The 24,066-nt window shown below is 72.5% G+C and carries 18 protein-coding genes and 1 pseudogene; 9 read left to right on the top strand and 10 right to left on the bottom strand.

The genetic code is table 11. From position 1 onward, the window contains the following. The first annotated feature begins 81 nt into the window (after positions 1–81). Positions 82–1,131, top strand: a complete 1,050-nt coding sequence (locus IF29_RS0122610; RefSeq protein ID WP_037596203.1) for a PucR family transcriptional regulator — start codon at positions 82–84, stop codon at positions 1,129–1,131. Here the strand turns inward: IF29_RS0122610 and IF29_RS0122605 are convergent. From IF29_RS0122605 to IF29_RS0122580, 6 genes are all read right to left on the bottom strand, one after another. After that, complete coding sequence (locus IF29_RS0122605; RefSeq protein WP_063757572.1) at positions 1,065–5,807, bottom strand: DNA repair ATPase; 4,743 nt, start codon at positions 5,805–5,807, stop codon at positions 1,065–1,067. The genes IF29_RS0122610 and IF29_RS0122605 overlap by 67 nt on opposite strands. A gap of 32 nt (positions 5,808–5,839) precedes the next feature. Further along, positions 5,840–7,873 (bottom strand): SPFH domain-containing protein, encoded by a 2,034-nt coding sequence (locus tag IF29_RS0122600; protein ID WP_157623873.1) that lies wholly within the window; start codon positions 7,871–7,873, stop codon positions 5,840–5,842. A 58-nt stretch (positions 7,874–7,931) separates the two neighbouring features. Continuing rightward, positions 7,932–8,687 (bottom strand): hypothetical protein, encoded by a 756-nt coding sequence (locus IF29_RS43795; protein ID WP_051725727.1) that lies wholly within the window; start codon positions 8,685–8,687, stop codon positions 7,932–7,934. Between the two features lie 135 nt (positions 8,688–8,822). Continuing rightward, positions 8,823–9,449 (bottom strand): alpha-ketoglutarate-dependent dioxygenase AlkB, encoded by a 627-nt coding sequence (locus IF29_RS0122590; protein WP_030257947.1) that lies wholly within the window; start codon positions 9,447–9,449, stop codon positions 8,823–8,825. Between the two features lie 34 nt (positions 9,450–9,483). Continuing rightward, positions 9,484–9,837, bottom strand: a complete 354-nt coding sequence (locus tag IF29_RS0122585; protein WP_030257945.1) for an ArsR/SmtB family transcription factor — start codon at positions 9,835–9,837, stop codon at positions 9,484–9,486. 78 nt (positions 9,838–9,915) lie between these two features. Beyond that, positions 9,916–10,542, bottom strand: coding sequence for a LysE/ArgO family amino acid transporter (locus IF29_RS0122580; RefSeq protein WP_030257944.1), 627 nt, complete (start codon positions 10,540–10,542; stop codon positions 9,916–9,918). Between the two features lie 79 nt (positions 10,543–10,621). Between IF29_RS0122580 and IF29_RS0122575 the strand changes: the two genes are divergently transcribed. The 3 genes from IF29_RS0122575 (at position 10,622) to IF29_RS0122565 (ending at position 14,899) form a co-directional block, all read left to right on the top strand. Continuing rightward, entirely contained in the window at positions 10,622–11,584 is a 963-nt protein-coding gene (locus IF29_RS0122575) for a LysR family transcriptional regulator ArgP (RefSeq protein ID WP_030257942.1), read from the top strand. A 75-nt stretch (positions 11,585–11,659) separates the two neighbouring features. Beyond that, positions 11,660–13,849: a transglycosylase domain-containing protein gene (locus IF29_RS0122570; protein WP_051725725.1), complete on the top strand. Its 2,190-nt coding sequence runs from the start codon at positions 11,660–11,662 to the stop codon at positions 13,847–13,849. A gap of 411 nt (positions 13,850–14,260) precedes the next feature. Continuing rightward, positions 14,261–14,899: a LuxR C-terminal-related transcriptional regulator gene (locus IF29_RS0122565; RefSeq protein ID WP_198037533.1), complete on the top strand. Its 639-nt coding sequence runs from the start codon at positions 14,261–14,263 to the stop codon at positions 14,897–14,899. Positions 14,900–15,269: 370 nt separating this feature from the next. Here the strand turns inward: IF29_RS0122565 and IF29_RS0122560 are convergent, their stop codons facing one another. From IF29_RS0122560 to IF29_RS0122550, 3 genes are all read right to left on the bottom strand, one after another. Continuing rightward, entirely contained in the window at positions 15,270–15,767 is a 498-nt protein-coding gene (locus tag IF29_RS0122560) for a GNAT family N-acetyltransferase (protein ID WP_030257937.1), read from the bottom strand. Positions 15,768–15,852: 85 nt separating this feature from the next. After that, positions 15,853–16,839 (bottom strand): helix-turn-helix domain-containing protein, encoded by a 987-nt coding sequence (locus IF29_RS43790; RefSeq protein ID WP_051725722.1) that lies wholly within the window; start codon positions 16,837–16,839, stop codon positions 15,853–15,855. Further along, a complete protein-coding gene (locus IF29_RS0122550) occupies positions 16,836–18,650 on the bottom strand; it encodes an ABC transporter ATP-binding protein (RefSeq protein WP_232242384.1) in 1,815 nt (604 codons plus the stop codon). Before IF29_RS0122550 ends, IF29_RS43790 begins: the two co-directional genes overlap by 4 nt. A 509-nt stretch (positions 18,651–19,159) precedes the next feature. On the opposite strand from IF29_RS0122550, the gene IF29_RS48585 reads away from it, so the two are divergent. Both IF29_RS48585 and IF29_RS0122540 read left to right on the top strand, forming a co-directional pair. Further along, positions 19,160–19,285 carry a hypothetical protein gene (locus tag IF29_RS48585; protein ID WP_269665019.1) on the top strand — a complete coding sequence of 42 codons (126 nt, stop codon included), beginning with the start codon at positions 19,160–19,162 and terminating at the stop codon, positions 19,283–19,285. 234 nt (positions 19,286–19,519) lie between these two features. Then, entirely contained in the window at positions 19,520–20,839 is a 1,320-nt protein-coding gene (locus tag IF29_RS0122540; protein WP_198037532.1) for a hypothetical protein, read from the top strand. Positions 20,840–20,876: 37 nt separating this feature from the next. Here IF29_RS0122540 and IF29_RS0122535 read toward each other — a convergent pair whose 3' ends face one another. Beyond that, entirely contained in the window at positions 20,877–21,374 is a 498-nt protein-coding gene (locus IF29_RS0122535) for a methylated-DNA--[protein]-cysteine S-methyltransferase (RefSeq protein ID WP_030257930.1), read from the bottom strand. 112 nt (positions 21,375–21,486) lie between these two features. Here IF29_RS0122535 and IF29_RS0122530 point away from each other — a divergent pair, with 112 nt between their 5' ends. The 3 genes and pseudogenes from IF29_RS0122530 to IF29_RS42305 all read left to right on the top strand — a co-directional run. After that, positions 21,487–22,014, top strand: a complete 528-nt coding sequence (locus IF29_RS0122530; protein WP_030257928.1) for an NUDIX hydrolase family protein — start codon at positions 21,487–21,489, stop codon at positions 22,012–22,014. Positions 22,015–22,196: 182 nt separating this feature from the next. Next, positions 22,197–23,339, top strand: a complete 1,143-nt coding sequence (locus IF29_RS0122525; RefSeq protein WP_030257926.1) for an esterase-like activity of phytase family protein — start codon at positions 22,197–22,199, stop codon at positions 23,337–23,339. A gap of 277 nt (positions 23,340–23,616) precedes the next feature. Then, positions 23,617–24,066 (top strand): annotated as a pseudogene (locus IF29_RS42305) (DUF4097 family beta strand repeat-containing protein); the annotation flags it as partial.

Genomic DNA, 24,066 nt, shown 5'->3' with positions numbered 1-24,066 from the left:
GAACTCCGGGTGGCCATCTGCGTTTGCCGCTACGGGCGTTACGCTTGCGCGTCGCAGTCCGTACGGGGGAGGGAACCGCAGATGGCCACTGCTGTCACAGCAGGGCACGATCCGGCCGAGTGGGCCGGGCTGCTGGAGGACGTCGCGAGGACCGGGCGGCGGTTGCGCCGGGAGGAGCTGGAGCAACTGCGCTCCTACGGCGACCGCGCCGCCCAGGAGGGCCGGGGGCTCGCCGAGCTGGTGGACGAGCGGCTGGTGCAGACCGGCGCGGTGTGGACCGGGCGGACCGTGGACGGAGCGTCGATGGCGGCGCTGCGGGCCGCGGTCGCGGCGCTGGCCACCGGGCACGGCCGGGCCTACCGGGAGCGGCTGCAGCGCGACGAGTCGGGCCGGCGCGAGTTCGTCGCCGACCTGCTGAGCAGCCGCAGCGACCTCGGCCGGCTGGCCGAGCACGCCGAGCGCTTCGGCCTCAACCTGGCCTGCGCCCATGTGGTCGCGGTGGCCGACGGCGACGGCTACGACCTGGAGGACCCGCTGGTGCGGGGCGTCGAGCGGCAGCTGCTGGGCCGCTTCGGCGAGCAGGACGTGCTGCTGGCGGTGAAGCACGGACGGCTGGTCTGCATCGTGCCGGGCGGTCCCGCCGAGGCCCCGGCGGTGCAGGCGTTCGCCGCGCTCACCGAGGGCCGGCGGGTGGTGGTGGGTCGGCCGCACAGCGGCCCCGGCGGGGTGGTGCGCTCCTACGAGGAGGCCCGCAACGCGCTGGAGCAGGCCAACCGGCTGCGGCTGCCCGGGCAGCTGCTGCGCGCCGCCGACCTGCTGATCCTGCCGGTGCTGCTGCGCGACCGGGACGCGCTGGAGGAGCTGATCCACGGAGTGCTGGAGCCGCTGGTCGGCGCGCGCGGCGGCCCGGGCCCGCTGCTGGAGACGCTGGCCGCGTACGCCGACTCCCGCTATGTCGCGGCCGAGGCCGCGCGGCGGCTGGGGCTGAGCGTGCGGGCGCTGTCCTACCGGCTGGAGCGCATCGCCCGGCTCACCGGGCTGGACCCGGACGACGCGCTGCAGCGCTACACCCTGGAGACGGCGGCCTTCGGGGCCCGGTTGTTGGGGTGGCCGGACCAGGCCGGTTCGTAGCCGCCGGGGGCGTGGTCCGCGGGTTCGTGGTCTGCGGCGGCGTGGTCGGCGGCGGCGTGGTCGGCGCACAGCCGGCGCCAGCGGGCGGTCTGTTCGGCGGTCGCGCGGCCGCGCAGCAGCGCCAGCTTGATCAGGTTGGCCTCGGCGGCGCTGCCCAGGGTCTGCGCCTCGGCCAGGTAGTGGTCGTCGACCAGGGCCTCCAGCTCGGCGTCGTTGAGCACCGGGTCGATCCGGGCGGCCAGCGCCGCCATGGTCCGGTAGGAGCCCTGCAGCAGGAACGGCGGCTCGGTGCGGGTGGCGTCCTGCTGCGCGGCCGAGGCGATGTAGGCGCGGTTGACCTCCAGCACGGTCTGCTGCACCCGGCGCATCCTGGCCAGCACCGCGAGCACCCGGTCCAGGTCCTGGACCGGACGGGCCAGCTGGTCCGCCTGCGCCGAGGGGTCGCCGGCGGCCATCCTGACCAGCAGTCGCAGCTCCTCCGCGGGGCTCCCGGCGAGCGGCGCCAGCACCGGGTTGGCGGCCAGCGCGTTCTCCAGGAAGCTCTGTGCGAACAGGTCCTCACGACCTGTCAGCACCTCGCCGAGGTTCCAGACGTCGGCGCGGTTGGCGAGCATGTCGGGGATCCGGAACCGCTGTCCCGACGTGGTGTAGGGGTTGCCGGCCAGCGAGACCGCGAAGCGGCGGCCGCGCAGGTCGAAGCTGCGGGCCCGGCCGTCGCTGACCGCCTCGATCCGGCGCTGGGCGTCGCACAGCGGGATGAACTTCTGCAGCAGCTCGGACGAGACGTGCTGGATGTCGTCCAGGTGCAGCAGCACATTGCTGCCGGCCTCCAGCGCGAAGACGATCTTCTCGACCTCGCGGCGGGCGGCTGCGTCCGGGGCGCGGTCCGGGTCCAGCGAGGTGGTGCCGGCGCCGAGGGCCGGGCCGTCCACACGCACCATCAGCAGCCCCAGCCGGTCGGCGACGTACTCCAGCAGCGTGGACTTGCCGTAGCCGGGCGGGGAGAGCAGCAGCAGCAGGCCGCTGCGGTCGGCCGAGGTGGAGTCGGCCGAGCCCAGCTGCTTGGCGAGGTTGTCGCCGATCAGCGGCAGGTAGACCTCGTCGATCAGCTGGTTGCGGACGAAGCCGGCCAGCGGGCGCGGGCGGTGGTCGTCCAGCCGCAGCCGGGCCCGCTCGGTGGCCAGTGCGTCCGCGCGCTGTCGCTGGAAGGCGCGGAACGCACTGACCCGCTCGGCCCGGAACCGGGCGGCCTGGTAGGGGAGTTGGTCGATTCGGACGGTGAGCCGGCCGTCCTGGATCCGGGGGTGGCTGCCGAGCAGGCCGTCGACGGTCTCGCTCAGCGGGGCGTCGACCGGGTAGCGGGGCAGCTCCGGGGCGCAGAGCTGGGACACCGCCTCGGGCAGCGCGGTGGCGGCGTCCGGGGCGAAGGCGCTGAGCCAGGCGGTGGCGAGCTGGTGCCGGGCCGGGAGGTCGTCGGCTAGTTCCCGCAGGTCGGCTGCGAGCAGCGGGCCGCCGGGGGTCTGCTCAAAGGCGTCCAGCAGGGTGCGGGCGTCGGCGCTGGCGGCGAAGCCCTCCGTCGGGTCGGCGAGCTCCTCCAGCAGGTAGTCGCCGGCCGGCGGGGTCTGCGGGAGCCCGGCCGCCGAGCCGAACCGGGCGACGGCGTCGGAGAGTTCGGCGGCCAGGTCGGCCAGCGCCGCGGCCGGACCGAAGGTGCTGCGGGCCAGGGCCAGTGAGCGGGCCCGGCGCTGCCAGCTGCGGCGCCGGCCCTCGTCCGCACCGTGGGCCCAGAACAGCTGGGCGGCGGCGCGGACCTCGGCGGGGTGCTGCAGCAGCCCGGCCCCGGCGCGCAGCCGCAGCAGGGCGCCGAGGATCAGCACCGCGTCCTGGTCGTGCACGCCCCGCTCGTAGCCCTCGTCGTACGCCGCCTCGGCGGCGCGGCGCACCTGCCGCTCCAACGGTTCGTCAGTCGTCGCTCCCAGCAGCCCTGTTGCCAGGTACTCGGAGCGGTAGAGCAGCGGTGACTCGCTGACCAGCGGCTGGGTCCAGAACTCGCGTCCGGCCAGCAGCGCCGGGTCGTGCGCCGGGCGCCGGTAGCCGGTGCCGGTGACCGAGAAGGCCAGCCCGTCCCCGTCCGGGAGCAGGGTCAGCTCGACGGGCTCGCGGCGGACCGCGAAGCGGTGCCGGCCCAGCCGGACCGTGGCGCCGCCGTCGGCGGACAGGTCGGCCCGGTCGCGCAGGGTGCGGACCGCGGTCTGTCCGGCACCGGTGAGGCCGTCCTCCAGCTCCTGGGCGCGGACCCGGTCGTCGAGCGCGCGCAGTTCGGCGGCGGCGGAACGGACCCGGAGCGCCATCGGGTCGGCGGCCAGCGCGGCGTGCACGTCCTCGGCCGTGTGCAGCCCGGCCAGCCGGCGGCGCAGTGCCTCCAGTGCGCGGGCGGCCGAGTCCGCGAGCCGGTCGGCGCGGGCGGCGGCCTCGTCCAGCAGGGTCTGCCGGCGGGCGGCGAAGGCCTGCTGGATCGACTCGCGGCGTTCGGCGAGCTCGGCCGCCAGGTCCTCGGCCTCGGCGAAGCGGGCCTCCAGGCCGTCCAGCCGCAGCAGCAGCCTGGCCAGTTGGTCGTCGGCGGCCGCGGGCGAGTCGGCGGCGGCCAGGGCCGCCGTGGTGGCCTGGGCCAGCAGCGCGGACTCGGCGGCGTGGGCGGAGCGGTGCTCGGTCTCCAGCAGCGAGCGGCGGCGGCTGTCCAGGATCGCCCGGGCCCGGTTGACGGCGGCCAGCACCTCGCCGATGGCGAGCAGCACCGTGGTGCCGGCGCCGGGGTCGGCCGTGACCGCGCCGGTGACCAGGTCGGTGACGGTGGTCAGCGACTCGGCCTGTTCGGCGAGCCGGTCCGCGACCCGTCCCGCCTCGGCGGCGGTGGCCAGCTCCGCTGCTCCGTCCGCGGCCTCGCGGGCGGCTGCGAGCGGGGCGGCGAAGGCGTCGGGGCCGGCGAAGTAGCCGAAGGCGCGTTCGGTCGCCGACTCCAACTCCGTTGCCAGCGAGGCCTCGACGGCCTCCAGTTCGGGCAGGTCCAGCTGCGGCAGCTCGCGCAGCGAACGGGTCCGGCCCTGGGACCGGCGCAGCTCGCCGAGCAGCGCGGTCCAGCCGTCGGCGTCGGTGGGGGGTCCGCCGTGGGAGCGGCGGACCAGGGCGGCCGCCTCCTCCCGGGCCGCGGAGACGGCCTCGGCGGCCCGGGCGGCCAGTGCGCCGATCCGGGCCTGCTCGGCGCCGACCTGCTCGGCGGCGTCGCGCAGTTCGGCCAGCGGCTCCAGCAGCCCGGTGCTGCCCAGCCAGTAGTGCCGGTCGGCGGCCTTGGCGCAGGCGTCCAGGATCAGCGCGGCGTCCACCAGGTCGGCGCCGGAGGCGCTGCGGACCACGTCCAGGCAGTCGGCGATGCCGCGGACCAGGTCGGCGTTGCCGATCCGCTCCAGCGGGTCCTCGCCGACCTGCTGCGAGGCGGCGAACTCGGCGGAGGCGAAGGGGGTGTGCCACAGCTGCATCTCATGGCCGCGCACCGGTTCGCGGTCCGGCTTGAGCAGGGCGAGGGTGCCGTCGGGCAGCAGGGTGTAGCCGGCGCCGTGCAGCGGGGCCGCGGCCTCGCGGCGCACGGTGTTCCAGGACAGCAGCAGCACCTGGGCCGTGCCCGGCCGGCGCAGCACGTAGAGCAGGTCCTCGCCGCCCAGCGAGGGCAGCACCGCGTCGAAGCGCAGCCCGTCGGTGCCGTCGGTGCGGAAGGCGCGGTTGGTGCCGTCGGCCAGCTCGTAGCCGCCGGGGAAGATGAGGCCCTGCTCGGCCGGCAGCAGCCGGGCCCCCTGGGCCAGCGAGTCCTGCCTGCGGACCGAGCCGGTACGGGTGTTGACGACCAGGTAGCGGTCGGCGGCCTCGTTGTAGGGGCGGACGCAGAGCACCAGCAGCGGTTCGGCGACGGTGTAGGCGATGGCGGCGTCGGCCAGGCTCTGCAGCGGGTCGTCGACCGCCTCCCGGTACAGCTCCCGCCCGTCGACCGCGGAGCGGACGGTCAGGCTGCCGCCGGTGGCGGCCACCGAGACCCGGCCCTCGATCAGCACCCGGCCGCTGTCGTGCTGCTCGCGCCCGGTGGTGGTCCACGGCAGTTCGAAGACCGGCGGGCTGGGCAGCTCGCGCTCGCCGTGGTTGTCCAGGTACTCGACCTGACGCTCGGTCAGTTTCCACTGCAGCACCCGGATGTCGCCGTCCTGCTCGCCGGTGCGGAACACCGCGAGCAGCCGGGCGGAGGGGGTGCGGACCAGCTCGACCAGGCGGGCGTCGCGGTAGTAGCGCAGCAGCTCGGCCAGGTCCCGGTGGAACCGCTCGTCGTCCAGCAGGCCGGGGACGGTGCCGGGGTCCAGCGGTCCGCCGTCCTCGTCGTGCAGCGAGAGCATGCCCTCGGCCAGGCCCGGCGCCGAGGTCCCCAGCAGCAGGACTCCGGGCCGGATGGCGATGATGCCGCAGGCGGTGGCCTCGGCCGCGGTGCGCAGCCGGGCCGAGGCCGCCAGCTCCAGCACGGGGGCGCCGAAGACCTCCTGCCGGCGGGTGTTCAGCTCCGCCGCCCGGCGGCCGAGCTCGGCCGCGCGGTCCGCGAGCCGGGTCCGCAGGATCTGGAAGGTGCCGTCCTCGACGCCCATGGCTGTTCCCTGCTCCTCTGTGATGCGGTGGATTACTTGGTGGTGCCGTTGACGATCTGGGCCGGCACGGGCGGCACGGCGGGTGCCGTTCCGTCGGCTCCGGTGCCCAGCAGCTTCAGCAGCATGGCCAGGTTCCAGGGGCCGCCGGCCGCCAGCGAGCTGAGCACCTCGGTGGCGTCCTTGCTGAAGCTCTTCTCGCCGCTCAGCCACTCGGCACCCAGTGCCTTGATGACGTCGGAGTTGTCCACCGCCGCGTCGATGCCCTTGCCGAAGGAGACCGCGCCGACCAGCTTCTCGAAGAACATGCTGTCGCCGCCGACGATGTCGATGTCCGCGCTGGTGAGACCGGCGGCCAGGACCGAAGCCTGGGCCTCGGCGACCTTGCGCTGCACCTCCAGCGCGGCCAGCCTGACCTCCTTGTCCGCGGCCAGCCGCAGCCGGAACTCCTCGTGCGCCCGGGACACCTCGTCCAGCGCGGCCATCGCCGCCGCCTTCTCCTTGAGGCCGGCCGCCTCGCCCAGCAGCCGCTCCCTGATCCCGGCCGCGTCGGCCATCGCCTTGCTCTCGGCGACCGCGGCCTCGGCCAGTCCGGCCTTCTCGATGCCGACCGCCTTCTGCTGCAGGCCCTCGGCCTCGGCCTCCATCTTCGCCCTGATGCCGGCCGCGTCCGCCATCGCCTGACGCTCCGACACCTCGGCCTGGGCCAGCCCGGCGGCGCCGACCCTGGCCCGCTCGCCCTCGGCCAGCCGCACCGCGGCGGTGGCGTCCAGCTCCGCGGTCTGCTGCCGGGCCTCGGCCAGCACCAGCTGCTCCCGGGCGGAGAACTGCGCGGTCTGCTCGGCGGCCTCGGCCGCCTTGATGTCCTTGACCAGCTGCTCCTGGGCCTCGCCCTCGGCGGTGATGATCACGGCCTGGCGGGTGCGCTCGGCCTCCTGCACCACCCGGACCCGCTTGATCTCCTCCTCCTGCTCGGCGACGGTGCGGTCCACCGCGATGCGCTCGCGCACCACCTCGGCGACGCCCCGGCGCTCGACCTCGACCTGGCGCTCCATCTCGGCGCGGGACAGCTCGACCTCGCGCTCCCGGTTGACGACCTCCAGCAGCCGGTCCTTCTCGATCCGCTCGGTCTCCACCGCGATCACCCGCTCGCGGTTCTTCTCGGCGACGGCGATCTCCCGCTGCTGGTTCTCCCGCTGGACGCCGAGCAGTTCCTCGGTGCGCAGCAAGGCGCTGTGCGACTTCAGCCGCTCCTCCTCCTGCACCTGCAGGGTGGCCGCCTCCTCCTGGGCACGCAGTGTCTCGATGCCCTTGCGCTGCCGGATCTCGGCCTCGGACCGGCGCCGCTCCAGCTCCAGCACGGCCTCGCGGGCGTCGACGTCCTGGCGGGTGATCTCCATCTGCTCGTTGCGCTGGAAGTCGTTGGTGCGGATGTGCTCCAGCGCGGTCAGTTCGGTGATCTTGCGGATGCCCTGGGCGTCCAGGATGTTGGCCGGGTCCAGCTGCACCATCGGGGTCTGTTCGAGGTGGTCGATGGCCGCGTCCTCGAGGTGGTAGCCGTTGAGGTCGGTGCCGATGGCGGCGATGATCCGGTCCCGGAACTCCTCGCGCTTGGTGTAGAGGTCGATGAAGTCCAGCTGCTTGCCGACGGTGCGCAGCGCCTCGGCGAACTTGGCGGCGAACAGCGTCTGCAGGGTCTCCTGGTGGCTGGCCCGGTCGGTGCCGATCGCCTGGGCCACCTTGACCACGTCCTCCTTGGTCTTGTTGACCCGGACGAAGAAGGTGATCTTGATGTCGGCGCGGATGTTGTCCTGGCAGATCATCCCCTCCCGGCCGGAGCGAACGATCTCGATGGTCTTCACCGAGATGTCCATCACCTCGGCGCGGTGCACCATCGGCAGCACCAGGGCGCCGGTGAAGGTGACGTCGACGTTCTTTGGCTTGTTGATGATCAGGGCCTCGCCCTGCACCACCTTGCGGAACAGCCGGCCGAAGAGCAGCAGCGTGCCCAGGCCGATGAGCAGGAGGACGGCGACGAGCACGCCGATTCCGATCGTGACAACAGACATGACCGACCCTTTGGCGGCCGCTTGAACGGCCTTGGAGTGATTGATTGCTGAAGTTACGTCAGCTGAGCTGACGGGTGGCTGCGCCCGGGACTCCCGGCATCACCCGGAAGAACTCGCCCTCGGCGTCGTAGTCGTAGATCAGTGCTGAGGCGCCCTTGGACAGCGCGCTCCCCGGCCCGGCCGCTTCGTCGAGGCTCTGCCGTACCTGCACCAGGGCCGCGGATCCGTCCTCCGCGCGCACCTCCGCCTGGCCGAAGTCCGGGCCGACCCGCCCGGTGCGGATGACGCAGGGACGTCCGACGAAGTCCCGGCGGGAGGGCGGCGGGGCGGGCGCCGGCATGAGCCGCCGCAGCGGCCAGGCCAGCACCCGGGCCCCCGCCCAGCCGACCACCAGGGCCCCTGCCAGCACGGCACCCCCGTGCCTGCCGTCCAGCAGGGACTGACCGGTCAGCGCGCCGAACCAGGCGAAGGCGACCACCAGCGAAATCGCGACGGTGACCGGCATCCCGCCCAGCCCGAACGTTCTCTGCAGACCCCCGTTGAGGTGGCGCAGTCCGCCGCGGACACCACCGTGGTGGTGCCCGGCCGGACCTCCGTGACCGCCGCCGTGGCTGCCCCCGTGACCGCCGTGGCCGCCGCCGTGGCCACCGTGGCCACCCCCGTGACCGCCCCCGTGGCCACCACCCCCGTGGTGTCCCGCGTGCAGGTGTGCTCCCCCGAGCAGAACCAGCACCCAGTACGCCACGACGACGACCAGTGCGAAGCTGAAGACCACGGTCGGGAACCCCGTGACCACCCCCGTGAAGCCACCCACTGCTGTCGCCGCCTCTGCAGATCCTCCGTAGTGGCACTCCGTGCCACCTGGGCCAGAGTGACAGCGGCGGAGCAGCCCGCGCACTGCGTGATCCCGGCAGTCTTAACGGTCCTTTGACGTCCGGGATCTGATCATTCAGGCCACTCCGCGCGGGCGGAACTGGATGCTGATCCGGGGGCCGACCCGCCGGGCCGTCTTGGGCACCGCGTGGTCGTGGGTGCGCTGGCAGGAGCCGCCCATGACCAGCAGATCGCCGTGGCCCGGCATCAGCCGCACGGTGTCCCCGCCGTCCCTGGGCCGGAGCAGCAGGGCGCGCGGCTCGCCGACGGAGAGGATCGCGACCATGGTGTCCTCGGACCGTCCCCGGCCGATCCGGTCGCCGTGCCAGGCCACGCTGTCCCGGCCGTCGCGGTAGTAGCAGAGCCCGGCGGTGCGGAACGGCTCCCCCAGCTCGGCCGCGTAGTGGGCGCTCAGCGCCGCACGGGCCCGGTCCAGCACCGGATGCGGCAGTTCGGCGCGGTCCGCGTAGTAGGCCAGCAGCCGCGGGACGCCGACCACGCGCTCGTACATCTCGCGCCGCTCGGCGCGCCAGGGCACGGTCCCGGCAAGGTGTTCGAACAGCTGGTCCGCACCGGTGAGCCAGCCGGGGAGCAGGTCCACCCAGGCGCCGTACCCGAGCGCGGTCCGGCGCACGCCGTCCAGCCCCAGCAGGGCGGGGGCCTCCGCCTCGCCGAACAGGGATCCCTGGAGTGCGACGGTCATGGGATCCAGGCTACGCCTTCTTCGAACATATGTACTACTCGGCGATCGACCGGTCCGGCTTCTCGCTCAGCACCAGGTCCAGCAGCCCGGGGAAGCGCGCGTCGAACTCGGCCCGGCGCAGCCGGTTCACCCGCCGGGCCCCGCTGTCGCGCTGCTCGATCAGCCCGGCCTCGCGCAGCACCGCGAAGTGGTGGCTCAGCGCCGCCTTGCGCACCGGCACGTCGAAGCTGCCGCAGGACCGCTCCCAGTCCCGGCTGGCCGCCAGTTCCCGGACCAGGATCAGCCGCACCGGATCGGCCAGCGCCGCGAGCGCGCCCTGCAGCGGCACCTCGCGCGGATGCCGGTGCTCCGGCGCGCCCCGGCCCGCTGCGGTTTCGGCGGTCCCCATGACGACCCCTCGGTTCTGTTCGTAGTTGATCGAACAGTTTAGTCGGGAAGCACCCCCGGCTGCTTCAGGCGCGCGTCTTCAGGTACGCAGCACCAGCGCGACACCCATCGCCAGCATGGTCGCCGCGATCAGCAGGTCCAGGGTCCGCCAGGCACCCGGCCGGGCGAACACCGGACCGAGCAGCCGGGCGCCGAAGCCCAGACCGCTGAACCACAGCACACTGCCGGTCGCCGCTCCCAGCGCGAACATCCAGCGGGCCGGTCCGTACCCGGCGGCGACGCTGCCCAGCAGCAGCACAGTGTCCAGGTAGACGTGCGGATTGAGCCAGGTGAAGCCGAGGCAGCTGAGCACCGAGGACGCCAGCGACCCGCCGCCGCCGGCCGCTGCGCCCGCCGGTCCCTCGACCAGCCGTCCCGGCCGCAGCGCCCGCCGGGCGGCCAGCAGCCCGTACCCCACCAGGAACGCCCCGCCGATCCAGGCCACCGCGGTGATCACCCCGGGGAAGCCGCGGACCAGTGCGCCGAGGCCGGCCACCCCCAGCGCGATCAGCACCGCGTCGGAGAGGGCGCAGATCCCGACGATCGCCGGGACGTGCTGCCGCCGGATGCCCTGGCGCAGCACGAAGGCGTTCTGGGCGCCGATGGCGACGATCAGCGAGAGGCCGGTGCCGAGCCCGGCCGCGGCGGCGACGATGTCTGCGTCCATGCGTCCGACCGTAGAAGCGGCCGGACGCATCAGGCCAGCTAAAGTTTCTTACGTATCATTAGCAGCTGTGATGTCGACGATGTCGGAACTCCCGCTCGACCAGGTCCGTACCCTGCTCTCCGTCGTGGACCGGGGCAGTTTCGACGCGGCCGCGCAGGAGCTGCGGCTGACGCCCTCGGCGGTCAGCCAGCGGATCAAGGCGCTGGAGCGGCGGGTCGGCCGGGTCCTGGTGCTGCGCACCAAGCCGGCCAGGCCGACCGGCTCCGGCGAGGTGCTGGTGCGGCTGGCCCGGCAACTGGTCCGGCTGGAGGACGACGCCGCGGCCGAGCTGGGCCTCCCGGCCCCGGGCGGAGACAGCGACAGCGGCGGCGCGGGGGCCGGACCCGCCACCACGCTCGCCGTCGCGGTCAACGCCGACTCGCTGGCGACCTGGTTCCTGCCCGCGCTCTCCCAGGTCCCGGCCGAGCTGCGGGTCTGCTTCGAACTCCACAAGGAGGACCAGGCCCGCACCGCCGACCTGCTGCGGCAGGGCCTGGTCTCGGCCGCCATCACCGCCTCACCGCATCCGGTGGCGGGCTGCACCGTGCGTCCGCTCGGCAGCATGGCCTACCGCGCCCGGGCCACCCCCGGGTTCGTCCAACGCTGGCTCGCCGGCGGCCCGGTGGCGGAGACCCTGCCGTCGGCCCCGGTGATCGTCTTCAACCGCGACGACGACCTCCAGGACGCCTTCCTCCGCGACCTCGCCCCGCAGGCGGTCCCCGGTCCCGGCCGGGTCCGGCACTCCATCCCCGCTTCGGACGCCTACGTCCGCGCGGTCGCGGCCGGCCTCGGCTGGGGCATGCTGCCCGACGAGCAGGCGGCGCAGCTGCCCGCCGGCACCGTGGTCGACCTGGCCCCGGGACGGACCGTCGAGGTCGCCCTGTACTGGCAGCAGTGGAAACTGGACTCCCCGCCACTGGCGGCCCTGGCCGCCGCGGTCGCCCGGGCGGCCGCGGGGACGCTGACCGCGCCGAAGGGCGGACACTCCGCGGGCACTCAGTAATTTGTGGCAACTCCGTGACAGTCCTGACGGCCCCTACGTCGGATCCTCTTAAGGTCGCCGCCTATCGTGGGGCCCATGGCAGCGAAGCAGATCAGCACTCCCCTCCAGAAGGTCGGCAACGGCCTCGGCCTTGTCGGCGCGAGTGTGCTGGCGGGTGCGATCGTCGCCGGGCTCGCGATCCCGGCGGTGGGCGCGGTCGGTCTGGGGGCGAAGTCCACGGCCGACGACTTCAACAGCATCTCCGACTCCCTGGCGATCCCCACCCTGTCGCAGTCGTCGACGATCTACGACGCCGACGGCGGCGTGATCGCCACGGTCTACTCCCGGGACCGCCAGGTCGAGCCGTTGAGCAAGATCGCTCCGGTGATGCAGAACGCGCTGATCGACATCGAGGACCACCGGTTCTACCAGCACGGCGCGATCGACCTGACCGGCACGCTGCGCGCGCTGACCCGCAACGCCTCCAGCGGCTCCACCCAGGGTGGTTCCACGCTGACCCAGCAGCTGGTCAAGAACATCTTCATCGAGGAGGCCGGCGACGACGCGACCCTCGTCGCCCAGGCCACCGCGCAGACCACGGACCGCAAGATCAAGGAACTGCGGTACGCGATCAACTTCGAGAAGACGCTCACCAAGCAGCAGATCCTCGACGACTACCTCAACATCACCTACTTCGGCGGCAAGGCCTACGGCGTCGAGGCGGCGGCGGAGCAGTACTTCAGCGTCCACGCCAGCGAGCTGACGCTGCCGCAGGCCGCGCTGCTGGCCGGCCTGGTGCAGGCTCCCTCGCAGTACGACCCGATCGCCAACCCGGAGGCCGCGCTCACCCGCCGCAACGAGGTGCTCAACTCGATGGCCTCGTACGGGACCATCACCCCGGCCGCGGCCAAGGCGGCCGAGGCCACCCCGGTCAAGCTGAAGATCAAGCACGCGTCCGAGGGCTGCATCACCGCCAAGAAGGGTGAGGAGTTCTTCTGCGACTACGTGAAGTCGATCATTCTGAAGGACCCCACCTTCGGCAAGACCGCCGAGGAGCGGTCCGCGGTCTGGTACACCGGCGGCCTGAAGATCTACACCACGCTGAACCCCAAGGACCAGGCCGCCGACGTCAAGGCGGTCGAGGACCACGCCTACGCGAGTGACAAGGCCATCGCCGCCTCGACCATGGTCGAGCCCGGTACCGGCAAGATCCTGGCGATGGCGCAGAGCCGCCCCTACGGCACCGGCACCAACCAGACCGAGATCAACTACAACGCCGACTCGCAGCACAGCGGCGGCGGCGGCTTCCCCACCGGATCCATCTTCAAGGCGGTCACCGCGGCGGCCGCGCTGGAGCAGGGGATCCCGCTGAGCTACACCATCAACTCGGTGGCCAGCGGCGACTTCCCGGAGATGACGAACTGCAACGGCGACCGGCTGCTGGCGACGCCCGGTGACGAGAACGACACCACGACGCCGTACGGCAACATCAACATGGTGCAGGCCATGGCCGCCTCGGTGAACACCTACTTCGTGCCGCTGGAGGCCAAGGTCGGCCTCTGCAACGTGGTCAAGATGGCGCAGCGGCTGGGCCTCACCTACCAGGGCAGCGCCGACTCCAAGTCCCCCAGCGGGCTGACCCCGCTGGACCAGGTGCAGACGCTGACGCTGGGCGTCAACAGCCTCACCACGCTGCAGATCGCCAACCTCTACGCGACCTTCTCCGCCAACGGGACCTACTGCAGCCCCACCGCGATCAGCCGGATCACCAACAGCTCGGGCAAGGACATCAAGGTCCCGGGTTCGAACTGCACCCAGGCGCTCACCCCCAGCGTCGCCGCCTCGGTGAACACCCTGCTGCACTCGGTGGTCTCGGACCCGGGCGGCACCGGTGCCTCGATCGGCGACATCGGCGGCTACGACGACGCCGGCAAGACCGGTACCACCAACAACGAGGACCAGGCCTGGTTCGCCGGCTACACCAAGCAGATCTCCGACGCGACGATGATGACCAGCCCGTCCGCTCCGAGCACCTACTCGCTGTCCGGCAAGACCATCGGTGGGACGTACTACGCGAAGGCGTGGGGTTACCTGACCTCGGGCGCGGTCTGGCACCAGGCGATGGTGGCGTCGATGAGCGGGCTGCCGCACCTCAGTCTGACCGTCGCGGCCAAGCCGGCCGACGCGGTGAAGGCGACCACCACCACCAAGAACAACGGGAACAACAGCAATAACGGCAACAACAACAACGGTAATAACGGCGGGAACAACAACGGCGGCCACTGAGCCCCTCCGGCCCAGGCCGCCCCGCACCTGACGAGTGCCGCACCGCTCCCCGCGGTGCGGCACTCGTGCTGTTGCCCCGTCCTGGGTCCGAACTTCCCTGTACTATCCGGGCAGTTGTGACCTGAGTCGGTACGAAAGCGTCAAGAGACCTGCCGGGGCGGGCGGGTGGCCACCATACTGACGTATGACTCGTGCATATGCCGCTGGCCAGGTCCGGCAGCGGTGGCACGGGCCCGGTCGACGGCCCCTGCGCCAGGGGGCAGGGCTGGTGGCCTACAGGTTGATGTGCGAATAGGCACATGCCCGAAAGCCGGAGGTGGTTCATGTGAACAGGGTCAGGAAGTCGAAATCCTGCGGAAGCCGAGTGCTCGGCGAATTGGGTCCGCCATGGTGAACAGACGACTTGCACTCGTGGGTGCTTCATCGATTTTCCAGGACGGCCTCCGCGCGGTTCTCGACGCCGTCGACGGATTCAGCATCGTCGGCGAAGCACAGGACATGACCGAGGCGCTGCACGCGGTCGGCCGCTGCCATCCGGACGTGCTGGTGATCGACACCGAATCGGTGGGAACCGGGTGGCTGGCCCGAATTCCGGATCTGCACGGACACCCCGACGGGCAGGCGCCGCGGGTGCTGCTGCTGATCGTCAAGGTCGACGACAACCAGCTGATGCGGGCCGCCGCGGCCGGGGTGGACGGGTGGGTGTTCAAGGACGAGGAGACCGCCGATCTGATCGCCGCGGTACGGGCCCTCTCGTCCGGCTACGCCTGGCTGTCGCCGCAGGTCGCAAGGCAGTTGCTGGACCACTGGCGGGACACCCTGGCCGCGCCGGCCAAGCCCCCCTCGGAGGAGGTCGACCGGCTCAGCAGCCGGGAGTTGAGCGTGCTGGGGCTGGTCGCCCACGGCTGGTCCAACGCCGAGATCGCCCAGGAACTGGTCCTCGGCGAAGCCACCGTGAAGACCCATGTGTCCCGGATCCTCACCAAGCTCGATCTGCGCAATCGGGTCCAACTCGCCGCCTTCGCGCACCGGAACGGCCTAACGGTGTAGCGGAACGGCCGAACAATACGACGGATCTCATCCTTTCGACGGACCTGTGGATTCCCGCTCGCGGCCGACGCCGGGGGAACGGCACGGGCCTAATGTGGTGTGGCCCGCTCATGAATTCCCGGTGCCGCGGAAGGCCGAGGACGGCGCACCGGTACCGGGAAGGAGCGGGAACGGCGGTGCGTGCGGACACCGTCGGACCGTGAGTACGGAGGTGGGTTCCGAAAATGCGGTCAGCCGCGCCGACCGGGTGAGGCCGAACGGTCGGCGCACCGGCAGGTCGGCCCGAAGCCCGCCGAACCAGGGCGGACTCCGGGCCGGCCTGCCGTACGCAGCAGCAGCCCCGACCGGGCGCCGCGGAACCGACAGGGCGTCAGGCCCCCGCGGCGGGCAGTGCCAGCCAGTCCTGCCAGGAGATGTCACGTCCCAGGTAGCGGGGCTTCCGGAACGGCCACTCCGCCGCCATCCAGGCGGGGACCAGCGCGTCCAGCGCGGCCTCGACCTCGGTGCCCACCAGCTCGTCCACCACCCACCAGGCCAACTCGGCGTCCGCGCCCGGCTTCTCCGGCGGGTCGATGTAGACGCAGCCCAGCAGCACCGTCTCGGCGTCGTCGAACAGCGCGTAGTTGAAGGACTGGTGGGCCTCGATCTCCCGCTCGTGCCGGGCCAGGTCCTTGCGGTCCTCCTCGACGGTCATGTCGGCGGCCGGCCAGCCCCAGGGCTCGCCGTAGAACGACCACAACCGCTCCCGCGAGCCCATCACGGCGGGGTAGTCGAGCTCGGTGTCGGTCGCCCTGATCGGGCGCAGGTGGTAGCCGTCGAGCACGGCGGTACGGACGGGGTGCACGAAATCCTCGGGAAGCCAGGTCATGGTCCTGGACGGTACCGAGACCCGGCCTCCCTCCCCAGTGGTTTACCCGATCAGGTGTCCGACGCAGGCGCGCGAGGGCGATCCGCTACCAGGACCTGACCCCGGCGACGCTGCTGATCAGCGCCAGCGAGGCGGTCGGGCCGGCCGCCCTGGCCAGCAGCATGCCGACCGCGGTCCGGTAGCGGCCCACCGACGGCTGGTCGTCCAGCAGTTGCACCCCGGTCAGCTGCTCCCGGACCACCACCGGCGACGATCCGTCGGCGAAGCCGAAGACGGCGAACGGGCCGCCGAGACCGGGCACCGCCGCCCGGCTGAAGGGCAGTACCCGCAGCTCGACGCCGGGCCGCCGGGCCAGCTCCACGAGTCTGCGCAGCTGCCCCCGCAGCACCTCCCGGTCGCCGAACGCCTGGTGCAGCACCGCCTCGGTGAGCACCACCCGCAGCCGCGGCGGGGCGTCCGGCCGGTCGACGACCGCGCGTCGCCGGTTCCCTGCGGCGACCAGGGTCCGCACCCGCGCGGCCGACGGCTCGCCGGGCGGCCACCCGCTCCAGCCGGGGAGCGCGGCGACGGCGGCGCTGTACTCCTCGGTGCGCAGCAGTTCCGGCACCGCCTCCGGGTCGTAGAGGGCGATCTCGGAGGCGGCGGCCTCCAGTCCGAGTTGGTCGTCCGCGCCGGGCGGCAGCAGCCGGTGGTACTCGCGGGCCTGCCACCACTGCGGCGTCCTGGTCCGCGCCGCGCACTCGGCCAGCACCGCGGCCCGGTCCCCGGGGACGTGGTACAGCGCGCACACGGCACTCACCTCGGCGTCCCGCAGCCTGCCCTCGGCCCGCTCCAGCCGGGACACCTTGGCCACCGACCAGCCCATCGCCTCCGCCACCTGACGCCCGGTCAGTCCGGCGTCCTCGCGTAGCAGCCGCAGCTCGGTGCGGAGCCTGCGCCGGCACAGCGCGGCCGCCCGCGGCGCCGGCAGCAGCTCGGGTTGCCGGTCCGACCGCTGGTCCGACCGCTGGTCCGACTGCCGGCCCGGCAGCGGCTCGGGCAGCGGGTCCGGCAGCGTCCCGGTGCCGTTCATACCCGCCCCCTCAGTCCGAGCGCGGCCGGGACCACCAGCCCGCCGTGCTCGACCGAGAGGAAGGCGTCGGCCTGCTCGGCGAGCCGGGTGTCATGGGTGATCAGGAAGGTGGTGCGGTCGGCCATCAGCCGTTGCAGCGGCCCCATCACCCGCGCCGCCGACGCCTCGTCGAGCCCGGTGGTCGGCTCGTCCAGGACCAGTACCGGCGTGTCCCGCACCAGTGCGCGGGCGATCGCCAGCCGCTGCCGCTGGCCGCCGGAGAGCAGCCGTCCGCGCGGGCCGACCGGAGTGTCGTAGCCGTCCGGCAGCGAGTCCACGAAGGCCTCCAGGTCGGCGCCGGCCGCGGCCCGGCGGATCTGCTCGACGCTCGCGCCGGGCCGCCCGTAGGCGATGTTCTCGCCGATGCTCGCGTCGAACACCATGGTCTCCTGGGGGACCAGGGTGACCGTGTCGCGCAGCCGGCTCAGCGGCAGCCCGGCGATGTCCCGGCCGTCCAGCAGGACTGTGCCCGTGGTCGGGTCGTACAGCCGCAGCAGCAGCTTGGCGACGGTGGACTTGCCGGCCCCGCTCGGCCCGGCGATCAGCACCAGCTGGCCGGGCCAGGCGGTGAAGCTGACGTCGTCCAGGATCGGCCGCCGGGTGCCCGGGTAGGTGAAGCCGACCCGGTCGAAGGAGAGCACCCCGCGGGCCCGGGGGCCAGGTGCCGCTGCCGAAGGCGGCGCTGCCGCCGCTGACGTCGCCCGCCCGGAGCGCGACGGGGCCTGCGGGTCGCGCACGGAGGGCCGGGTCTCCAGGATCTCCAGCACCCGCTCCGCCGCCGCCGTGGACGAGGCGAGGCTCAGCTGCACCGATCCCAGCGACTGGATCTGCGGATAGAGGTAGCCCAGGTAGGCGGAGAAGGCCAGCAGCCCGCCCAGGGTCAGCCGTCCGGACGCGACCTCCCAGGCGCCGGCCACGATCACGCTCAGCAGGCAGACCGTCTCCACCAGGGTGGCCAGCGGACCGTAGGCGTAGGAGAGCCGGTACTGCCGGATGACCGCGCCCATCCAGGCGACGCTCTCCCGGTGCACCTTGGCGCCCTGGGTGTCCTGCCGGTTGTACGCCTGGACCAGCGTCATATTGGCCAGGCTCTCCTCGATGGCGGCGGTGAGCGCGCCGTTGCCGTCCCGCTCCTCGCGGGAGGCGCTGCGGATGCGCTTGCTGAACACCCGGGCTGCCAGCCAGAACAGCGGGGCGGCGGCGAAGGTCAGCAGGGCCAGGTCCCAGCGCACGTACAGCGCGGCGCAGGCGAAGAAGACCGCGTTCGCGGCGCAGGTGAACAAGGTGACCGGGGTGGTCACCACCAGTCCCTCGATGGCGTCCACGTCGGAGGTGAGCCGCTCCACCAGGTCGCCGGTGGGGCGGGACTCGAAGAAGTCCGGGGAGAGCTGCTGCAGGTGGTGGAAGGTGCGGTCGCGCAGCCGCCGGAGGAAGTTCTCGCCGACCCAGCTCAGCGTGTAGTTGCCGGCGAAGGTGGCCAGGCCCTCGACGGCGGCCAGCCCCAGCCAGAGCACCGCCGGCACCCAGACCAGCCCGAGGTCGCCCTTGGTCAGCACATGGTCGGTGACGTACGAGAACACGGCGACGACGGCGACGTCGCAGGCGGAGGAGACCAGCAGGCAGAAGGCGGCCAGAGCGAGCCGCAGCCGCCAGACCCGGGCCAATGGCCAGAGGTTCCGGAATGCCTCCCGCGCGGAGATCCTGGCGCGGCGCCGTTTCGGCGCCTGTTCCACCAGATCCCCCAGTCTGATCATGAGGGTGTTGTCGTTCATGGCCCCCGCTTTCCTTGTGTACCGCACCGGCGAATTCCGAACCTACAGACCGGGTAACGGGTCCCGTGGTTCCGCCGAATGGGCGCGTTCCGGCCGGAAGGGAATACTCACAGGCTGCCGATATCAACACCACAGGATTGACAGCATCGACTGAAACCCGGAGGACATAACACCAGGTGGACGGTGCATGGTGACCATGGGGCGGAAACGTGGCGAAACTGTGGCGGCCTGAGAATTACGCCCCCGCAGGCCGACTTCGGGGTTTCACAGGATCGTCCCTCCGAGGCACAGCCCAGTCACATAGAGGCAGACGGGAATGCATCCGGTAAGAGGCGGTTCCTGTGAATTGCGACGGAGTGCGGCGGGCGCCGGAAATGACGGAACCGAACCGGGCCCGGGGAGGTCTGTATGGTCAGTTCCACCGCAAGGGGCCGACCGGAAAATCCGGCCCCGAGCGGAAAGAAATTGGCTCCCCTCCGAACCCGGAGGGGAATAGGAAAGGAATCACCATGGCCCTCCCCCCGCTGCCGCTGCCCAAGCCCAAGAAGCAGCTGCCCCCGCCGCCGAAGCCGGCCCACGGCAAGAAGCCGCTGCCCCCCAAGGGCCCCAAGCCGTTCGGTGCGCCGAAGGGCTGATCCCGGGCGCCGGGCCGCTCGCCGGTCCGGCGCCCCCTCTCCCCAGGGCGGGGACCTCGCTTCAGGCGGGGTCCCCGCCCTGCGGCGTGCCCGGGGCCGGCGCCTTCCGTACCTGATCTGCCGTCACCCGCCGGCTGAGTGGCGGTCAACCCCCGTTCGGACCACCCCGGAAGCGTCGCGACCCGGCACGCCGCACAGTGGGACACCCTGGGAACCCACGGCCGGGAGGCACGGATGTCGGACGATCCGCAGCAGGCGGAGCTCTCCGCGCTGCGCGAGCGGGTCGCCGCGCTGGAGGCCGGGCCGCGGCGCGAGCGGCACCGGCTGCGCTCCTTCGCAGCGGTGGCACTGATCCTGGTCGCCGCGGTGCTCACCCCGCTGAGCGTGGTCGCGGTGTGGGCGAGCCAGGAGATCGGCGACACCGACCGCTATGTCGCCACAGTGGCCCCGCTGGCTTCGGATCCGGCCGTGCAGGACGCCGTGGCCAACCGGGTGACCACCGCCCTGGTGCAGCAGATCCCGGTCGACGCGCTGCTGAGCGGTCTGCCCACCAGCAGCCTGCCCAGGGTCGGATCGGCCCTGGACACCTCGCTGACCAGCGCCCTCACCAGTCTGATCCGCTCACTGGCCGACCGGGCCGTGCAGAGCAGCGCCTTCGCCACCGTCTGGACCGAGGCCAACCGGCGGATCCACGCCTCCCTGGACAAGGCCCTCACCGGTGCCGGCGGCGGCGCCGTACAACTCACCGGCAACACCGTCACCATCGATCTCGCTCCCGTCATCGACCAGGTCAAACAGCTGCTGGTGGACCAGGGGGTCACCGCGGCGGCCAGGATCCCGGAGGTGCACACCCAGTTCACCGTGGCGACGGACGACCGGATCGGGAGGCTGAAGACCGGATTCCGGCTGCTGCAACTGGCCGGTGTCTGGCTGCCGGTGATCGTGGTGCTGATCGCGGCGGCCGGGGTGCTGCTGGCGGTGCGCCGCCGCCGGGCCCTGGTGACGGCGGCGCTGGCGGTCGCCGCGGGTGCGGTCGTCCTCGGCGTGGCCCTGGTCGCCGCACGGGCGGTCTATCTGGACTCGCTGCCCACCGGGGTGTCCTCGGACGCCGCCGCCGCGGTCTTCGACGCGCTGGTCCACTTCATCCGGGTCTCGGTGCGCACGGTGGCCGTGCTGGGCGTCGCCGTGGCGCTGGGCAGCTGGCTCAGCGGCCCTGGCGGGTACGCGCGGCGGGTGAGGTCGGTGTGGAGCTCCGGCCTGGGCGCGGCCCATCACGCCGCCGCGCAGGCGGGGATGCGCCTGGGCCCGGTCGCCCCCTGGCTGCGCCGCCATCAGCTCTGGGTCAACTGGGCGCTGTTGGCCGGGGCCGCGCTGATCCTGGCGTTCTGGAGCCGTGCGACCGCCGGGGTGATCGTCGCCCTGGTGCTGGGCCTGGTACTGGCCCTCGCCCTGGTCGAGTTCCTGGCCGAACCGGTGGCGCCGCCGGAACCGGTGGAGCCGGCAGCACGGACCGGTTCCCGCCCGGACGGACCGGCCCCGGAGCCAGCGCCGTAGCCGCCCGCGGCGCCCCCCGCCTCCTGCCCCCCTCGCGTCAGAAGAGCCGGGCCGCCTTCTCCTCCGCGGACTCCTCCAACTCCAGCAGGAACCGCTTGCGCTCCAGCCCGCCCGCATAGCCGCGCAGGCTGCCGTCCGCGGCCAGGACCCGGTGGCAGGGGACCACCACCGACACCGGGTTGAGCGCATTGGCTGCGCCGACGGCCTGGGCCAGCGCAGGGTCGCCGAGCCGGCGGGCGAGCTCGCCGTAGGAGGTGGTCCCGCCGTAGGGGAGGGTCAGCAGCAGGTCCCAGACCCGGCGCTGGAAGTCGTTCCCCACCGGTGCCAGCGGCAGCTCGAACTCCCGGCGGGCGCCGGCGAAGTACTGCTCCAGCTGCTGCCGCACCGCCGCGAAGCCCTGGTCCTCGCGCTCCCCGAAGGTCTCCACCGGCGGGCGGCGGAGGTGGCCCTCGAAGTACAGGCCCGCCAGCGCACCGTCCTCGGCCACCGCCGTCAGCTCGCCGACCGGCGAGTCGATCACGGTGTACGTCCTCATGCTCCCCACCGTAGCCGCCGGCACCGACAGGCCATGTCCCGGTACCCGGACATCTACCCGGAGCCGCACGCGAAGTCCCCGGGTATGCACGTACGATCAGCCAATGTCAGACATGACGGAAACCACGCCCGGCTGGCTCGCCTCCGACGAACTGGAACTGGCGCGCGCCCGGATGCCGATCCTCTACGTCGAAGCCGTACCGGTACGGGTCGACGACAGCGGCGAGGTCACCCACATCGGACTGCTGCTGCGGATCGGCTCGGACGGGACGGTCAGCCGCACCCTCGTCTCCGGCCGGGTGCTGCACCACGAACGGGTCCGCGACGCGCTGCTGCGGCATCTGGAGAAGGACCTCGGTCCGGTGGCGCTGCCCAGGGTCCCGGCCTCGCTGCAGCCGTTCACCGTCGCCGAGTACTTCCCGACGCAGGGGATCACCCCGTTCCACGACCCGCGCCAGCACGCGGTGTCGCTGGCCTACATCGTCCCGGTGAGCGGTGACTGCCGGCCCCGTCAGGACGCGCTCGACCTGGTCTGGTTCAGCCCGCAGGAGGCCTCGTCCGCGCTGGTCCAGCAGGAGATGCCGGGTGGGCAGGGAGTCCTGCTCAAGCAGGCCCTGGCCCATGCCGGCTGCCTGAGCTGACCGGGCCGTCCGCGCTGCCCGGCCGCCCGGACCTTCCGGGCCCTCCGGACCTTCCGGGCCGCGTCGCGCAGCCGAAGCCGAATGTTCCCCTGGAACCCCTTTTTCAACAAAACGTCAGATGCCAGTCTGGGGGCGCCTCCGCTCCGACATCTCCCAGGAGCGCTCCCGCCGAAGGAGTACCTGTGCCTCCGTCCAAGACGCCGCACCCGACCCGATCCAGCCGCGTCAGAGCCGCCGCGGTCGCCGCCCTGATGCTGGCCTCGCCGCTGGCGATCCCCGCCGCGAGCGCGCGGGCCGAAGCACCGACCGGCGGGCACCTCCCGTCGCCGTCGCTCGCCTGCGGGGCCGACGCCTGGGCGGAGGGCTACAGCGACGCCCTGAACAAGCTCGTGGTCGACGGGGACACCGTCGGCGGCCTGTCCGCGCTGAGCTACGACGCCCGCCGCCACGCCTACGGCGCCGTCGTCGACCACAGCACCGGCGAGCTCGCCAAGATCTGGTTCTTCGCCGATCCGGCCAGTCCGAAGGTGGTCGGCAGCCTGGTGCTGCGCAAGCCGGACGGCACCCCCTACGACGAGACCGACTTCGACGGCGAGGGTCTGGCCGTCCTGCCCAACGGCGACTACCTGGTCAGCTCCGAGACCGAGCCCTCGGTACGCGAGTTCGACCGCCAGGGTGTCCAGCGGTCCGAACTCGCCGTCCCGGCCCGCTTCCTGGTCGCCCCGGCCGGCCAAGCGACCTCCAACGCCACCCTGGAGGGCCTGAGCGTCTCCCCGGACGGCAGCACGGTCTACGCGGCCATGGAGGGTGTCCTCAGCGGTGACGTCAGCAGCACCGGCGCGGCGACGGACCGCCGCATCCTGGTCTACCGGGCCAACCACCGGCACGGCTACGACCTGGTCAAGGAGATCGGCTACCAGGTGGACCCGGGCAACCGGATCTCCGAGGTCGCCGCCTACGGCCAGCACGGCCTGTTGGTCCTGGAGGCCGCCTTCACCGCGGGCTTCGGCAACACCATCAAGGTCTACGCCGCCCCGAACGTCCAGCGCTCCGCCGACGTCACCGCCGTCACCGACCTCGGCAACGCCGGCAGCGGCGAGCTGACGAAGAAGACCCTGATCGCCGATGTCAGCCAGTGCCCGTCCCTCGGCGCGACCGCACCGGAACCGCAGCCCAACCCGATCCTGGACAACTACGAGGGCATGACCCTGGCCCCGGGAGCCCCCTGCTCGGGCCTCAGCGAACTCCTGCTGATCAGCGACGACAACTTCTCCGCCGCCCAGAACACCCGTCTACTGCGGCTGACGGTACGTCTGCCCTCCTGACCGAGGTCCTTCCGGCCCGCCCCGGCCCGTCCGGTTCGGGCGGGCCGGAAGGAGACCCGGGGCGCCCGACCGTGAAGCCACCGGTCATAGCGTTCATTCTCAATCCATTGCAACGTTCAAGGTGAAGCCTGTTGCATTAGATTCAAAACCATTGCAATGAAATCCTGGCCTTGACCTTTGTCTATTGGGATTTCAAGCAACAGAGTCGTTGCCAGTTCCTTGAACGCAACGTAGCGTTTCCCGTGTCAGAAAGAGCGAACGACTACGGGAGAGCATGATGCAGAAGTTCGACACCCCCGCCCCGGTCTCCGCCGTCCTGGAGATCCCCGCCGGCCGGGTCCAGTTCATCGCCGCGGACCGCGCGTCCTGCGGATCACCGCCGGAGCCCCGGACAGCCGGCTCCTCGGCTCCGGCTCCGTGGAGGTCACCGTCCAACTGCCCGCCGGCTCCCACGTCCAGGCCAGCTGCGCCGGCACCGAGTTGCGCGGCGTCGGACGCCTGGGCGACATCGTCTTCGACGGCGCCTACCGCACCATCAAGATCGACGAGGCCGCCAGCCTGCGACTGACCGCCGTCGACGGCGACATCGAGGTCGGCCGTCTCGGCGGCTCCGCCACGATCAGCACCGCCCGCGGCGACATCCGGATCGCCGAAGCCGCGGCCGGCACCGTCGAACTGCTCACCCAGTCCGGCAACATCTCCGTCGCCGCGGCCCCCGGCGTCTCCG

The organism is Streptacidiphilus jeojiense, from assembly GCF_000719095.1.
GTDB classification, from domain to species: domain Bacteria; phylum Actinomycetota; class Actinomycetes; order Streptomycetales; family Streptomycetaceae; genus Streptacidiphilus; species Streptacidiphilus jeojiensis.
This window is presented reverse-complemented; position numbering and strand designations above follow the sequence as displayed.